Below are 14,293 nucleotides of genomic sequence, written 5' to 3'. Positions count from 1 at the left end.
TGCTGCCGGGCGACCGACCGGTGCTCAGTGGGCGACCAGGTCGTGGGTGGCTCGGGCGATGTGGGTGCGTGAGATGCCTGCGGCGTCGAGAAGTTCGGACGGGGTCCCGGAGGCCGGCAGGTCCCGCACGGCAAGGTGGGCGAATGCGGGGGTGAGGCGCCGTGCGGCGAGTGCGGACAGCACGGCCTCGCCGATGCCACCCTCGGGATGGTGATCCTCGACGACGACCAGTGCGCCGGTTTCCTGGGCGGCGCGAGCGAGGGTGGCGACGTCCAGAGGCTTTACGGAGTACAGGTCGATGACGCGGGCAGGGATGTTGTCGGCGGCCAGCTGGTCGGCGGCGGCAAGGCATTCGTGGACCGTGACGCCGGCGCCCAGGAGAGTGACCTGGTCACTGTCGCCCGCACGCAGGGTCTTGGATCCGCCGACCGGGAAGGTCTCGTCGGGGGCGTAGAGGACGGGGTAGGCACCCCGGGTGGTGCGCAGGTAGGAGATGCCGTCGAGGTCCGCCATGGAAGCGGTCAGAGCCGTGGCGGATGTGGCGTCGCTGGGGTAGAGGACCGTGGAGCCGTGGATGGCGCGCATCATGGCGAGGTCCTCCAGGCCCATCTGGGAGGGGCCGTCCGCGCCGATCTCGACACCGCAGTGGGTACCGCACAGGCTCATGGTGACCTGAGAGATCGCGGCCATACGAATGAAGTCGTGGGCTCGGGTGAGGAAGGCTGCGAAGGTGGTGGCGTAGGGGCGGTAGCCGCATACGGCCATGCCGACCGCGGTGGCGATCATCTGCTGTTCGGCGATGTAGATCTGGAAGTACCGCTCGGGGTGTGCCTTGCCGAAGTCCTCCGCATGGGTGGAGTTACCCACTTCGGCGTCCAGAGCCACGATGTCGGGGCGCGCGCCGATCGCGGCGAGTGTCTTGCCGAAGGCGACGCGGGTGGCGACGGCTTCGCCCATCTTGAATTGCGGCAGCGTCACCTGCACCGGAGCAACCGGGTCAGCAGAGGTGGCGGCGGACGGCTGGGGGCCACGGACGGTGTGGTGGCGTACGCCGCCCAGTTCGGTGATCGCACGGGCGGCCAGGTCGTCGGGCAACGGCTTGCCATGCCAGCCCTCGGCGTCTGCGACCTCGGCGACACCCTGGCCCTTGACGGTCTTGGCGACGATGACGGTGGGGGCCTGCCCGTCATCCGCGACAACCAGGGCTTGTTCGACGGCCGTGAGGTCGTGGCCGTCGACGACGAGTGCGCGGCAGTCGAAGGCTTCGGCGCGGCGGACGTAGGCGTCGGTGTCCCAGCCCAGCTCCGTGGGGCCGCTCTGGCCGAGGCGGTTGACGTCGATGATCACGGTGAAGTTGGCCAGCCGGTGGCGGCCTGCCTTGTCCAGGGCTTCCCACACCGACCCCTCTGCCATTTCGCTGTCGCCGCACAGCACCCACACACGGGAGGACTGGTGTTTCAGGTCCCGTTCTGCAAGCGCGACACCGACGCCGTAGGCGATGCCCTGGCCCAGGGAGCCGGTGGCTACATCCACCCAGGGCAGGATCGGAGTGGGGTGGCCTTGAAGACGCGCACCTTTGCGGCGGTAGGTGGTCATGAGTTCCTCTTCGTCGATCGCGCCGGCGGCGAGGAACATCGCGTACAGCAAGGGGGAGGCGTGCCCCTTGGAGAAGATCAGGTGGTCGTTGGCCGGGTTCTTCGGGCTCTGCCAGTCGTAGCGCAGGTGACGTGTCATGAGGACAGCCATGAGATCCGCGGCGGACAGGCTGGAGGTGGGGTGGCCGGAACCGGCGGCGGTGCTGGCGCGCACGGAGTCCACCCGCAGCTGCTGAGCCAACTCGAAGACCTGGTCCAGGTCACTGTCAGGCCCCAACGAGACAGTTGCGGTGTTCTCAGCCGACATCGCGGACTCCTCTCAGACGTGCGTTCCGATCCGGTCGTTCGACGGCCTCCGGCTCGCGGGCCGCGCGCAGAAGCTGCGTGCGACGGCCGTGCCCTTGCCGACCGTATGCCCGCGGGACAGAGGGCGCGATTTGAACGCGTGCCGGTCGGAGGGCGCGGTCCGGGGACACCGTCAGTGCGGTCCGGTGACGCTTGTCCACTGTGCTGTCGCAGGCGGCGGTGCCGGCCTGGGCGAATCCGCGGTGCGCCGCGGTGCAGGTCTCGCTGTGGTGGCGTACGCCTGCTGCGGTGAGGGACTCGTCGAGGCGGTTGCTCTGCTCGGGGCCGAAATGCAGCTCCGCGGTGATCCGGGCGGCGAGCAGGTGCGGACTCTCGGGTCCGGGTGGGTGCCGGCGGTGCGTGGGGGCAGGCGGGCGCCCCTGCACCGGTTCATGGCCGACCTGCCGGCGGCGGGGGCCGCCCAGGGTCAACACCGCAGCCGGTACCCGGTCGGGGAAGGTCCTGACGCGGAGAGCTGAGCCCCGCCGCCTGCCCGGGGGCTGGCGGAGGTGCTACTCGGCTGCGTCGTTGCGGGTGCGCTGGTAGTGGCGCCTGGCCTTCATCCTGTTGCCGCAGACGGCCATCGAACACCAGCGCGCCTTGTTGGTCTTGCTGCGATCGAGGAGGAACCGCCGACACTCCTCATTGGCACACGGCCGCAGTCGCCCGGGCATCGCCTTCTGCAGCGCGCTCCAGGTCATGACCGCCTGCACTGCCATCCGACGCTCCTGGCGGGCGTCGAGGTCCCAGGACACTCCGGCGGATGAGACCTGCGGACGGGACGTGACGCCATCGAGGACCGGGGCCAGTGACGTGGCCGGCCGGCCGCCGCGCACCACCTCCTGCAGGGCGTCGCGCGCCTCCACGAGATGGCGGTGCTCGTCCGCGGTGCCGCTGCCGCCGTGCGCCCGCTGCCAGGCCTCTGCCGCTTCCGGGTCCGCCAGCTGATCCTGGACGACCCCGTTGACCACCGGTGTCGTGTTGAGGAGTTCCAGCAGTGCGTCCTGCTGCTCTCGATCGGCCGCCATCGCGTCTCCTAACCGCATTGAATTATTTCAAAGGTTACATGAAGCAAGCACGGTCTAACCACGAAAGAAATTTTCGATGGTTAGTTTCGCGCGGGGCGTTCGCCGCGGCCGGGGCGGCACCTCGCGCGGACGAGGCCGCCATCGGCGGGCCGGGCACGTTCACGCCCGGCAGCCCCACTGGCCGACGAACCACCGACGGGCAGAGGCGGAGGAAGGCCACCGATCCGCTCCCACCCCACCCCAAGCTCCCGCCCGGCGGCTCACCCGTCCCGCCCGGGAGGCATCCGCAACGAATCCTTCGCCGCGTTCTAACCTGTTAAAGCATCTTGACAGGTTAGATTTCGCATGGTCGACTGGATTCATAACCACTCAAGCCCGATAGAAGGGTTAGGACTATGGCTTCCGCCGTCCACTACCGCACGGCCACCGTCAACGGCCTCGAAGTCTTCTACCGGGAGGCCGGCGACCCACAGGCACCCGACGTGGTGCTGCTCCACGGCTTCCCGACCAGCTCGCACATGTTTCGCCACCTGATCCCGGCACTCGCCGACCGGTACCACGTCATCGCTCCCGACCACATCGGGTTCGGCCAGTCGGCGATGCCCGCCCTGGAGGACTTCCCCTACACCTTCGACGCCCTCACCGAGGTCACCTCCGACCTGCTGCAGCACTTGGGTATCGACCGGTTCGCGATGTACGTGCAGGACTACGGCGCCCCCATCGGCTGGCGCCTCGCACTCCAGGCCCCGGACCGCATCACCGCGATCATCAGCCAGAACGGCAACGCCTACGTCGAGGGCTTCGTGAAGCCCTTCTGGGACGGCGCCTTCGCCTACGCCCAGGCGCCCGGACCCGACACCGAGGCCCCCATGCGAGGCGCCCTCACTGCCGAGATCACCCGATGGCAGTACGTGAACGGAGTCGCCGACCCCACCCTGGTCAGCCCCGACAACTGGGTCCACGACCAGGCGCTGCTGGACCGGCCGGGCAACGACGAGATCCAACTCAAGCTCTTTCGCGACTATCCCACCAACGTCGACCTCTACCCGCAGGTCCACCAGTACTTCCGCGACTGCCAGGTCCCGCTGCTGGCGGTCTGGGGCGCCAACGACGAGATCTTCGGCCCCGCGGGTGCCGTGGCGTTCAGCACGGACCTGCCCAACGCCGAGATCCATCTGCTCGAGTCCGGGCACTTCGCACTGGAGAGCCACCTCGAGCCCATCACCGAGCACATCCGCGACTTCCTCGGCCGCGTCCTCGCCTGACGCGGAGGGGCGAAGCGCGCCACCACCATCGACGGCAAGGTCATCCGGACCTGCTTCCGCCGACCCGGGGCCGCGATCTCCCACTGCTCCTGCAAGCCCTGACCGGGCAACGGCAACCGCCCAACCACCCCGGGGTGCAGCCTCCCGCCCACCCCGCACCCGGAAGGAACACGCCATGGGACTGTCCTGGCAGCAAGGGCCCCTTTCCGCAGGGGCGATCGGACACTTCCTCACCCCCGAACCCCTGCCTGAGCGCCTGCTGTTCGCCGAGCCGCTGCGCCGCCGCATGCGCGTGAAGTTCAACGACACCTGGATCGCCGACAGCGACAACGTGATCCTGCTGCACGAACCGGGCCGCTACCCCGTCGCCTACTTCCCCCGCAGGGACGTGGACCCTCAGGTCCTGGCCGCGAGCGACAAGGTCACCCAACACAGGGACCTGGGCGAGACCACCTGGTACGCGGTCCACGCCGACGACCGCACCACCGAACGCGCCGCCTGGGGGTTCGCCTCGCCGCCCGAGCACGCCACCGAGCTGCAAGGCCGCATCGCCTTCGCGTGGCGGGCCATGGACGCCTTCTACGAGGAAGACGAGCGCATCCTGGGACACGCCGCGGACCCGTACCACCGCATCGACATCCGCAACACGTCCAGGCCTCTGGAAGTCCGCCTGGGCGACACCGTGGTAGCCCGCTCCGAACACCCCGTCGTGCTCTACGAATCCGGATTCGCCCCGCGCTGGTACGTCCCGCGCGCCGACATCGACGAGACCCGGCTGCGCCCCGTCGAAGGACAGACCTTCTGCCCCTACAAGGGCCTGTGCGACTACTACGACGTCGGCGATGTGCACCGGGCCGCCTGGACGTACCGCAACGCGTACCCGGAGGTCGGCCGGATCGGTGACATGGTGTCCTTCGAACCGGACCAAGTCGAGATCCACCTCGACGGCAAACGCCTGGAACTCGAGTCCGGGCAGAAGGTCGTCCCCCACGGCGTCGACCGCCGCCTGGACGTCGACGAGGTCAGGGCCCACCCCGATAAGAGCCGGAGGCCGGACTCACCGCGTGGACATGGCCCAAGCGATGCGGAAAACGGAACGCGGCACCACCCGACCGGTCTCGCTACCGGCCCCGTCAACGGCCGCAGTGTCGACGGCCGGGGCAGCATGGGCAGTGGAGTCCGCCCGGGAGCCCTTCGCACGTCGACCGGGCGGACCACCTCGGGCGTGGTCCGCGTGACCAGCCTGCCGATGACGGATTTCCCGCGGCCGGCCGCGCCGCAGGCCGAGAATCCGCCACAGCAGCGTCTGCCGGCCGCAATCAGGGCGGCCCGACTGCAGCGCTCGACCGTTCAGCTCGGCGTGGACCCATCGGCGGCCCGGACCGGCCGGGGCGGACCTTCGATAATCGTCAGCGGGTACGGATGACACCACCCTCCTGAAGCGCCCGAGGACGACGGGCGTACGGAGGGAACTCCCTTACGGATCAGCCGACTTGACGTGATCCCGACACAAGAAATTTACCCTCGCCCATCTACTCGCATAGACCTCTTGGCGCCATGCTGGGCGCAGACGACCCAGAACCCGTCCCAGCAGCGCAGACGCCCACCAGGCGGCTCCGCGCTGGGCGGAGCCAGCGTTCGGCATCAGGAGGATCTCTTGAGCAAGAAGCAGTTGCGTCGTACCGCCCTCGTGGCCGTCCTTCTCACCGCGGTCACCACCGCCACGGCGCAGGGAGCCGTATCGGCGTCAGCCGAGGCGCCCACGGCCCAGCCGTCCGCCGCGGCGCCGTCCACCATCCGCGGTATCGAGGACGATGCCGCCCGATCCCTCGCCGTCTCGCTGGCGGATGCGGGCTGGCGGTCGCAGGTACGCAGCGCGGCCCTCTCATCCGCCCAGGTCGATGTGCAGGCCCTGGCGGCTCGGGCCACCACCCGGAGCGGCAAGGCCCTGATCCCGGCGGTCCGCGAGGCGGACCGCCGCATCGCTGCGGCCAAGGGGCTGGCCGCGAGCACCGGTTCGCTGCTGCGCGTCCGCCTCGGCGACGCCTCGATGCGCAAGGACCTGACCGGTGAGGCCGTCCCGCTGGTCGCCGCTGCACCGGCCGACGACGACGCCTCGACGATCACCGCATATGACAGCCACGGACGTGCGCACACCCTCGACGCCCATGAGGTGCCCCAAAGACCCGTCTACGTGGTGGACATCGACGTCTCCAAAGCCCTCGCGGCGGGCCTGGGCGTCCTGAGAGCAGAATTCGCGAAGCACGGTGTCGCCGCCCCCCGGCCGCAGACGCAACTGGCCGCCGGCGGCTGGTGGTCCACCCGCGTCACATCCGTCGAGCTGGCCGACGACGAGGAGCCCTGGGTCAAGGGTGACGCCGAGGTGTACACGCTCGTCACCGGCTTCGGGCTGGACGGCAAGGCGCGCGTGGACACGGTGGACATGCCCTATCTGAACAACGACGGCGTCGTCTATTACCCCAACCAGATCCTGGTCAACTGGTCGAACTACAAGTACAACCTCGCCGACGCCGTGATGATGGAGGACGACGGCGACACGAACTATCAGGCCCTCGCCCAGGCTCTCACCACGGCCCTGCTCACCATCACGGATCAGGGGGCGTACATTCCGCTGGTGAACGCGATCCTGGCGGCCATCCCCACCTCCTGGTGGACCGACGACCCGGACTACGTCGACTCCTGGTACACCCTCGCCCGGAGTGACTCGGGTCGCCGTAACGGGGCGGCCGGCAACGGCTGGATGACGGTCGAACCGTACTTCGTCGAACAGTTCTGACTGCGCGTACGCAAGACTCGCGAAGGCCGCCCGAGGGGCGGCCTTCCGTGTTTCCGGGCACCGGCCGTTCCTCTCCGAACGATCACTGATGATCACCGAAGGAAGAGAAACGATGGGTTCGACCCCACCGCCCGTCGAGACCTGGAGATGCTTTCGGCGTGCGACGTGTGGGGCGAGGGTGGCGGTATCGACGTCGCCGACGACCAGTGCCCGGCGGGCACAGCCGCTCCGCTTCAACGGGGTGTCATGTGCTCCCTTTTCACCACCAGGCCGTTCGGCGCCTCGATGTGCGCCGTACCGTCGGCCTCGATGGAGATGTCCAGCCGCCCGCCGGCGATGTCGAGGCCCTCGACCTTCAGCGGCCGGTATTCCTCCGCGAATCCGGGCGCGACCGTGAGCGTTCCGCCGGGGACATCGGCAGAGAGCCCCAGCATCGACTGGAGGATCATGACGGACGAGGCCGCCGCCCAGGCCTGGGGACGGCAGGACGCCGGATAGGGCGAGGGCCGGGCGTCGGTCGCCGCGCCATGACCGGCGAACAGCTCGGGAAGCCGCGCGTCGAACCCCGCGGAAGCGGTCAGCAGCCCCCCGGAAAGTGACGCGGCCGTTTCCGGGAACCCGGCCCTGACCAGGCCGTGTACCGCGATCGCGGTGTCGTGCGGCCAGATGGAACCGATGTGATAGCCGTACGGGTTGTAGGCCACGGAGTCGCTGCTCAGGGTCCGCAGGCCATGGCCGGAGTCGAGGTCGGGCGCGCCGAGCCTGGCGGCGAGCAGGGCACTCTCCTCGTGGCTGAGCAGGCCGGTGCCCAGCAGCTGGCCGAAGCCCGAGGTGACCGAGTCCACCGGCTTCTTGTCCCCGTCGAGCGCGACGGCCGGGTACGGACCCCGCTCGTCCTCCACCCAGAAGTGGCTGCGGAAGCGGTCACGCAGCCGCTCGGCCCACTCCTCCCACCGGTCGGCGCCGGGGCGGCCGAAGGCGCGCAGCAGGTCGGCGCCGCCGCGGGCCGCCTCGTATGCGTATGCCTGGACCTCGCAGAGCGCGATCGGAGACGTGGCGAAGCGGCCGTCGCGATACCGGATGGAGTCGCCCGAGTCCTTCCAGCCCTGGTTGGCCAGGCCACGTCCGGTGCGGTCGATGTACTTCAGAAATCCGTCTCCGTCCGCGTCCCCATGGTCGCGCATCCAGGCGAGGGCGGACTCCGCGTGCGGCAGGAGCTGCTCCACCTGTTCGGGCTCGAGGCCCCAGCGCCAGGCGTCGTGCAGCAGGGTGATCCAGAGCGGAGTGGCGTCGACCGTGCCGTAGTAGCAGGGCGGCAGGGAGAAGTTCTCGTTGAAGTTCTGGGTGGCTCGGCGCACTTCGTGCAGGATCTTGCCGGGCTGTTCCTCGGTGTCCTGGTCGGACTTCACGCCTTGGCGGCGGGCGAGGGTGCGCAGCGTACCGGCGGCGAGATCGGTTCCCAGCGGCAGCAGCATACGGGCCGCCCACAGGGAGTCGCGGCCGAAGAGGGTGAGGAACCACGGGGCTCCGGCGGCCAGGAACTGGTCGGCGGGCACGTCCGGATCGGTCAGCCGCAGCCGGTCGAGGTCGGCGGCCGACTGGCTCAGCCACTGGTCCAAGCGCCGGTCGGCGCTGCGCAGTACCGGTGTGCGCCAGGGCAGGCTGTCCGCCGGGGGCGCGGGGAACTGATCGCCGTCCTCATGAGCCGCGTCACAGTGCAGCACGGCGATCCATGACGAGCGTGGGGTGAGTTCGATGTCGTACTCCAGCCGTCCGGCGGCCGGGTCGACGGTGGCGGGCTCCGGAGAGCTGGTGAGGCGTACGGCGAAGGTGTCCCGTGACCAGTCGAGTCCGCTCCCGGTGGCGGTGGCGGAGACCGGGCTCTGCGCGTGTCCGGCCTTGATGCGCTCCATCGGGGCGAGGTCGGTCCCGGCAGTGACAATCAGCCGGAGACGGACGTTCTGCCGTCCTGCGTTGGCGACTTCGAGAGTCTCCTCCAGGTGCCCGGGGGTGACGCAGCGGCGCCGGTGCAGGGTGACCGCCGGGTCCGGAGTCTCCTCACCCAGACCGCGCAGCACAGCGCGAAAGGCCGCCCGGTCCGCTCCTTCGAAGCCTCCCCGTACCGGCGCAATCGCGATTCCGTCTGCCGCGACGGTCAGACGGGCGAGCGCTCTGCTGTCGCCGTGGTAGAAGCCGTCGGCCGAACCGTCGATCTGTCCGTCGGCGTGCGAGATCGCGAAGCTCGGGGCGTACAGCGTCACACAGGCGTCATGCAGGAATGGCTGGAGGCCTTCGGCCGAAGGACCGGGCCCCGCGTCGGAGTTCGTCATGTCGTGGGTCTTGACAGTGGTGTCCAACAGAGCAGAACCTCTCAGGCATTGGAGCGTTCCAAGAACCCTAACTACGACTTCACAGCGTTGACAACGGTATTGGAACGCTCCAATCAACTAGTCGGTTCGCACAACCAGTTCCGGAGACAGCCATGCCCCGCTCCCCCAACACCCCCGCGTCCAAGGCCGGTTCGGTGACTCTGGCCACGGTCGCGCGGCGGGCCGGCGTTTCTCCGCAAACAGTGTCCAACGCCATCAACTCACCCGAACTGCTGCGCCCGGAGACCCTGGAGCGGGTCCGCCGCACCATCGACGAGCTGGGCTATCGCCCGCATCGAGCCGCCCAGACCCTGCGCACCCGCTCCAGCAGACTCATCGGCTACGGCATACGTCCCACCGCCCCCGGCACCTCGGCCCCGGTCATGGACCGGTTTCTGCACGCCTTGTCCCAGACCGCCGACGAGGCCGGCTACCGGATTCTGCTCTTCGCCTCGCCCCCTGGCAGCTCAGGCCTCGATGGGTACGAGGAGCTCCTCGACCTGCACAGCGTGGATGGTTTCGTGCTGAGTGGCACCGAGCGGGGCGACAGGCGCCAGGCCTGGCTGGAGAAGCGCGGTGTGCCATTCGTGGGCTTCGGCCGGATGTGGTCCGGCCGGCAGATAGGCGACTGGGTGGATGTCGACGGCGCCTCGGGCACGGACTCCGCAGTCGAGCATCTGGTCGGTATCGGGCATCGCAAGATCGCCTTTCTCGGCTGGCCGCGCGGCTCCGGAGTCGGCGACGACCGCGCCGAGGGCTGGCAGCGCGCCATGCAGCGGCACGGCCTTCCGGTGCGCGGCAAGCGGGCGCAGAGCATCGATGACATCACCTCGGCACAGGCCGCCGCCGGACCGCTGCTCGACGCGGGCGCGACGGCCGTGGTCGCCGCCAGCGACATGCTCGCACTGGGCTGCTATCAGGCCCTGCGTGAGCGACAAGCCGTTCCGGGCACGGATGTCGCCGTCGTCGGCTTCGACGACTCCCCCACAGCGGCGCTCCTCTCCCCCGGACTGTCCACCGTCGCCCAGCCACTGGAGGCCGTCGGCCGCGAATGTGTCCGTCTTCTGCTGGCCCGAATGTCGGAACCCGACGCTCCGCCTGAGCGCGTCCTGCTCGAACCGTCTCTCGTCGTGCGTGACAGCACACCCGCGTCGGGCAACTGAACCACTCCCCGTGCCCGTTCACGGGCCATCGATTCACAGCACGCCCTTTCCGGGCAGCTGAGCCGCAAGTTATGCCTTCTGGAGGAACTCATGGTCACCCGTACGGCCGTCGCCGCCCTCGCCACCTGCGCGGCGCTGCTGGCCGCCACCGGCTGCTCATCCAGCTTCGGCAGCGACAAGGAGCCCGAGCAGGACAAGGCCGGCAAGCAGAATCTGACGGTACTGATCGCCACCTCGGGGGACGCCGAAACCCAGGCGGTCAAGGCCGCCACCGCCGCGTATGCGAAGAGGTCGGGCAACACGGTCACGGTCGAAGTCGCCAAGGACATGAACCAGCAGCTTGCTCAGTCCTTCGCCGGGCACAAGCCGCCGGACGTCTTCTACGTCAACTCCGACCAGTTCGCGAACTACGCGAAGGGCGGCTCGCTCTACGCGTACGGGGACCGGATATCCGACGCCGACGACTTCTCCGAGCAGCTGCGCGCCTCGTTCTCGTACAACGGAAAGCTGGTCTGTCTGCCGAAGGACACCTCCCCCCTCGGCCTCGCCATCAACACCGATCTGTGGAAGAAGGCCGGGCTGACGGAGAAGGACTATCCGAAGAGCTGGGAGGAACTGAAGACCGTCGCGGACAAGCTCACGGGCAACGGCGTCACCGGTCTGGTCACCAGCGACGAGTACCAGCGACTCGGCGTCTTCATGAAGCAGGCCGGTGGCTGGCTCACCGACGCGGACCAGAAGAAGATGACCGCCGACACTCCCGAGAACGCCAAGGGACTCGCCTTCGTCCAGTCCCTGCTCAAGTCGGGCTCGATGAAATTCGCGAAGCAGGTGGACACCAGCTGGGGCGGTGAGGCGCTCGGCAAGGGCAAGGCCGCGATGACCATCGAAGGCAACTGGCTCGACGGCGGTATGAAGCTCGACTACCCCGATGTGAAGTACGCCATCGCGCCGCTGCCCGAAGGGCCGGCCGGCAAGGGCACCCTCGCCTTCAGCAACTGCTGGGGCGTCGCCGCCGACAGCGCGCACCGTGCGGCGGGCGTCGACCTCGTGAAGTACCTCACCTCCGCGAAGCAAGAGCTCGCATTCGCCGACGCTTTCGGTGTCATGCCGTCGCGGACGAGTGCGCTCGAGACGTACGCCGAGAAGCAGCCGGCCGCCAAGGCCTGGGTGGACGGCAACGCCTACGCGCAGGGCCCGGTGACGATCGCCGGGTTCGACAAGGTCCTGAGCCAGTTCAACACCGATCTGCAGTCGCTGCGCACCGCCGACCCGAAGAAGATCCTCGCCGACCTTCAGCGCAACGGCGAACAGGCGATCGTGAAGGGCAACTGAGCCCCATGCCCATCCGCACGATGCGCGCGAGCGCCACTCCCCCCACGACCGGCTCGCCCGGCGCACCTGACAGCGCACCTGGCAGAACCGGTACGACTGCGAAGGCTCACGCTCCGCGCGCGGGCCTTCGCGGGGAGGGCACCTGGGGCTGGCTGTTCGTCAGCCCCATGGTGCTCGTCCTCGGCCTCTTCATGGTGCTTCCCATCCTGATGGCGCTGTGGGTGAGCCTGCTGCACTGGGACGGACAGTCCAACCCGTTCTCCGGTCAGGCCGATTTCGTCGGTCTGGACAACTACCGCACGCTGCTCACCCAGGACGGACTCGACCGCACGCTCTTCGCGACGTCCCTGCGCAACAACGCCTATTACGTACTGTTGACCGTCCCTCTGCAGACCGTGCTGGCGCTGGCACTGGCCCTGATCGTCAACCAGAAACTGCTGCGGGGGCGGGGCGCGCTCCGTACAACGTTCTTCTTCCCGTCGGTCACCAGCTCCATCGCCGTCTCCACGGTCTTCCTCTTCCTCTTCCAGGGCAGCGGAGCCGTCAACTCCATGCTGTCCTGGATCGGGCTCAAGGGACCGAACTGGTTCGCGGACCCGCGCGGAGTGCTCTCCCTCATTCTGAGCGGTCTGGGAATCGTCGATCCTGAACGGCCTGCCGGAGTACTGGCCGATCACTCCCTGATGGGGCTGTCGTGGTTCGAGTGGCTCGCAGGCCCCTCGGTCGCGATGTGCACGATCATCCTGCTCGCCGTGTGGACCACCTCGGGCAGTTTCATGCTGATCTTCCTCGCGGCGCTCCAGAACATCCCGCGGGAGCTGGAGGAGTCGGCCGCCATCGAAGGGGTCAACCGCCGCCAGATGCTTCGGTACGTGACGCTGCCCGCTCTGCGTCCCGTGCTGTTCCTGGTCCTCACGCTGGGACTGATCTCCACCTGGCAGGTCTTCGACCAGGTGTACGTGATGGGCCAGGGCGCTCCGGGCAACACGACGCTGACGCCCGCATTCCTGTCGTACTCCGCGGGGTTCGACAATGCGGACTTCGGGCAGGGCTCGGCGATCGCGTTCATCCTGCTGGCCTTGATCCTCATTCTGACCGCGTTCCAGCGCTGGGCGCTGCGGGAGCGTGGCGCACACACCGGGAGGAACCGATGACCGCCGCCGGTACGGCCGTACGCGACCGGGTTCGGCGGACCCCTCGCCGTCGCGCATCGCGCGAACGACGGCACCCCGTCCTCAGCCGTTTCCCGCTGCCGGCGCGGTTGCTGGGGTACGCCGTGGTGCTGGGGCTGGGTCTGCTCTATCTGCTGCCGTTCGTCCTCCAGCTGGTGACCGGTTTCAAGACGGACCCGGATGCCGCCGCACATCCGCTGGCCCTGTTGCCCACCACTCCGACGACGGCCGCGTATCAGCGGCTGTTCGGGCTGAGCCAAGCCTCGGAAGGGGTTCCCTTCCTGCGCTGGCTCAGCAACTCGGCGCTGGTGGCGGTACTGGTGACTGCGGGCCGGGTGCTGTTCGACTCGATGGCGGGGTACGCGTTGGCGCGGCTGCGCTTCCGGGGCCGCTCGGCACTGTTCGGCTTCGTGCTCTCAGTGATGGCGGTGCCCGGAGTGGCGCTGCTCATCCCGAAGTTCCTGGTGCTCAACACCTTCGGGCTCTTCGACACGTACACCGGCATGATCCTGCCGTTGCTGGTGGACGCGGCAGGCATCTTCATCATGAAACAGTTCTTCGAATCGGTGCCGCGCGAGGTCGAGGAGGCCGCGCGGGTCGACGGGGCAGGCGTGTTCCGGATCTTCTGGTCCGTAGTCCTGCCGATGGCCAGACCGGCGTTGATCACCCTGACGATCCTGTCGTTCCAGGGGTCGTGGAACGAGTTCACGCACTTCCTCGTCAGCACCCAGTCTGGCCAGTACGAGACACTCACCACGGGCCTGGCCCGCTTTGTCTCGGGAGGTCTCGGCGGCGGCACGCAGTATCCGCTGAAGCTGACGGCAGCTCTGCTCTCCACCATCCCGGTGGCCGCGCTGTTCTTCTGCTTCCAGCGCTACTTCGTGAGCGGCGCCAACGAGGGGGCGGTCAAGGAGTGACCTTCGGCGCCGACAGTGGCTGACGGAGCCGAAGCGTGCTGCCGGCTGTCCTGCCGCGTCGGCGCTCTGGATCCCCGCTCCCGAGGCCGCCTGTTTGGCGAATATCACATGCCGACATGGTTCTCATATCGGACAATTCACCCACTTTATTTGAAATTCCTGTCTCCTCAGAACGTATGGTCGCTTTGAGATATCAAATGGGGATCCAAGCCGATTTGGCTCGGCCATTCTCCCCATTCATTGATTCTCTGCGGCCCACACAGGTGCCAGGGCAGCCACCTGCCGCAGCCCACCTTGCCGAGCGGTT

Annotated in this window: 11 protein-coding genes; 7 read left to right on the top strand and 4 right to left on the bottom strand. The window is 68.4% G+C overall.

What is annotated here, in order from left to right; translation table 11 throughout:
- Positions 1 to 24: 24 nt before the first annotated feature.
- The 3 genes from OHA03_RS31520 to OHA03_RS31510 all read right to left on the bottom strand — a co-directional run bounded on the left by OHA03_RS31520 (position 25) and on the right by OHA03_RS31510 (position 2,968).
- Positions 25 to 1,902: a transketolase gene (locus tag OHA03_RS31520; RefSeq protein ID WP_267007106.1), complete on the bottom strand. Its 1,878-nt coding sequence runs from the start codon at positions 1,900 to 1,902 to the stop codon at positions 25 to 27.
- On the bottom strand, positions 1,892 to 2,374 hold the full coding sequence (locus tag OHA03_RS31515) for a hypothetical protein (RefSeq protein ID WP_267007105.1): 483 nt from the start codon (positions 2,372 to 2,374) through the stop codon (positions 1,892 to 1,894). The genes OHA03_RS31520 and OHA03_RS31515 overlap by 11 nt, the downstream gene beginning before the upstream one ends.
- A gap of 78 nt (positions 2,375 to 2,452) precedes the next feature.
- A complete protein-coding gene (locus OHA03_RS31510) occupies positions 2,453 to 2,968 on the bottom strand; it encodes a CGNR zinc finger domain-containing protein (protein WP_267007104.1) in 516 nt (171 codons plus the stop codon).
- Between the two features lie 395 nt (positions 2,969 to 3,363).
- Here OHA03_RS31510 and OHA03_RS31505 point away from each other — a divergent pair, with 395 nt between their 5' ends.
- The 3 genes from OHA03_RS31505 to OHA03_RS31495 all read left to right on the top strand — a co-directional run bounded on the left by OHA03_RS31505 (position 3,364) and on the right by OHA03_RS31495 (position 7,030).
- The gene (locus OHA03_RS31505; protein WP_267007103.1) at positions 3,364 to 4,233 is read left to right on the top strand and encodes an alpha/beta fold hydrolase; all 870 of its coding nucleotides are present in this window, start codon (positions 3,364 to 3,366) and stop codon (positions 4,231 to 4,233) included.
- A gap of 175 nt (positions 4,234 to 4,408) precedes the next feature.
- Positions 4,409 to 5,659 carry a DUF427 domain-containing protein gene (locus OHA03_RS31500; protein ID WP_267007102.1) on the top strand — a complete coding sequence of 417 codons (1,251 nt, stop codon included), beginning with the start codon at positions 4,409 to 4,411 and terminating at the stop codon, positions 5,657 to 5,659.
- A 231-nt stretch (positions 5,660 to 5,890) separates the two neighbouring features.
- The gene (locus OHA03_RS31495) at positions 5,891 to 7,030 is read left to right on the top strand and encodes a DUF3103 family protein (protein WP_267007101.1); all 1,140 of its coding nucleotides are present in this window, start codon (positions 5,891 to 5,893) and stop codon (positions 7,028 to 7,030) included.
- Positions 7,031 to 7,263: 233 nt separating this feature from the next.
- On the opposite strand, the gene OHA03_RS31490 is transcribed toward OHA03_RS31495, so the two are convergent.
- Entirely contained in the window at positions 7,264 to 9,387 is a 2,124-nt protein-coding gene (locus tag OHA03_RS31490; protein WP_323181274.1) for a glycogen debranching N-terminal domain-containing protein, read from the bottom strand.
- Between the two features lie 125 nt (positions 9,388 to 9,512).
- Between OHA03_RS31490 and OHA03_RS31485 the strand changes: the two genes are divergently transcribed.
- The 4 genes from OHA03_RS31485 to OHA03_RS31470 all read left to right on the top strand — a co-directional run bounded on the left by OHA03_RS31485 (position 9,513) and on the right by OHA03_RS31470 (position 13,986).
- Complete coding sequence (locus OHA03_RS31485; RefSeq protein WP_267007100.1) at positions 9,513 to 10,562, top strand: LacI family DNA-binding transcriptional regulator; 1,050 nt, start codon at positions 9,513 to 9,515, stop codon at positions 10,560 to 10,562.
- A gap of 90 nt (positions 10,563 to 10,652) precedes the next feature.
- Entirely contained in the window at positions 10,653 to 11,897 is a 1,245-nt protein-coding gene (locus OHA03_RS31480) for an extracellular solute-binding protein (RefSeq protein WP_267007099.1), read from the top strand.
- A 5-nt stretch (positions 11,898 to 11,902) separates the two neighbouring features.
- Positions 11,903 to 13,051, top strand: coding sequence for a carbohydrate ABC transporter permease (locus OHA03_RS31475; RefSeq protein WP_267007098.1), 1,149 nt, complete (start codon positions 11,903 to 11,905; stop codon positions 13,049 to 13,051).
- Positions 13,048 to 13,986: a carbohydrate ABC transporter permease gene (locus OHA03_RS31470; protein WP_267007097.1), complete on the top strand. Its 939-nt coding sequence runs from the start codon at positions 13,048 to 13,050 to the stop codon at positions 13,984 to 13,986. The genes OHA03_RS31475 and OHA03_RS31470 overlap by 4 nt, the downstream gene beginning before the upstream one ends.
- Positions 13,987 to 14,293 lie beyond the last annotated feature (307 nt).

Source organism: Streptomyces sp. NBC_00154 (genome assembly GCF_026342835.1).
GTDB lineage: Bacteria > Actinomycetota > Actinomycetes > Streptomycetales > Streptomycetaceae > Streptomyces.
This window is presented reverse-complemented; position numbering and strand designations above follow the sequence as displayed.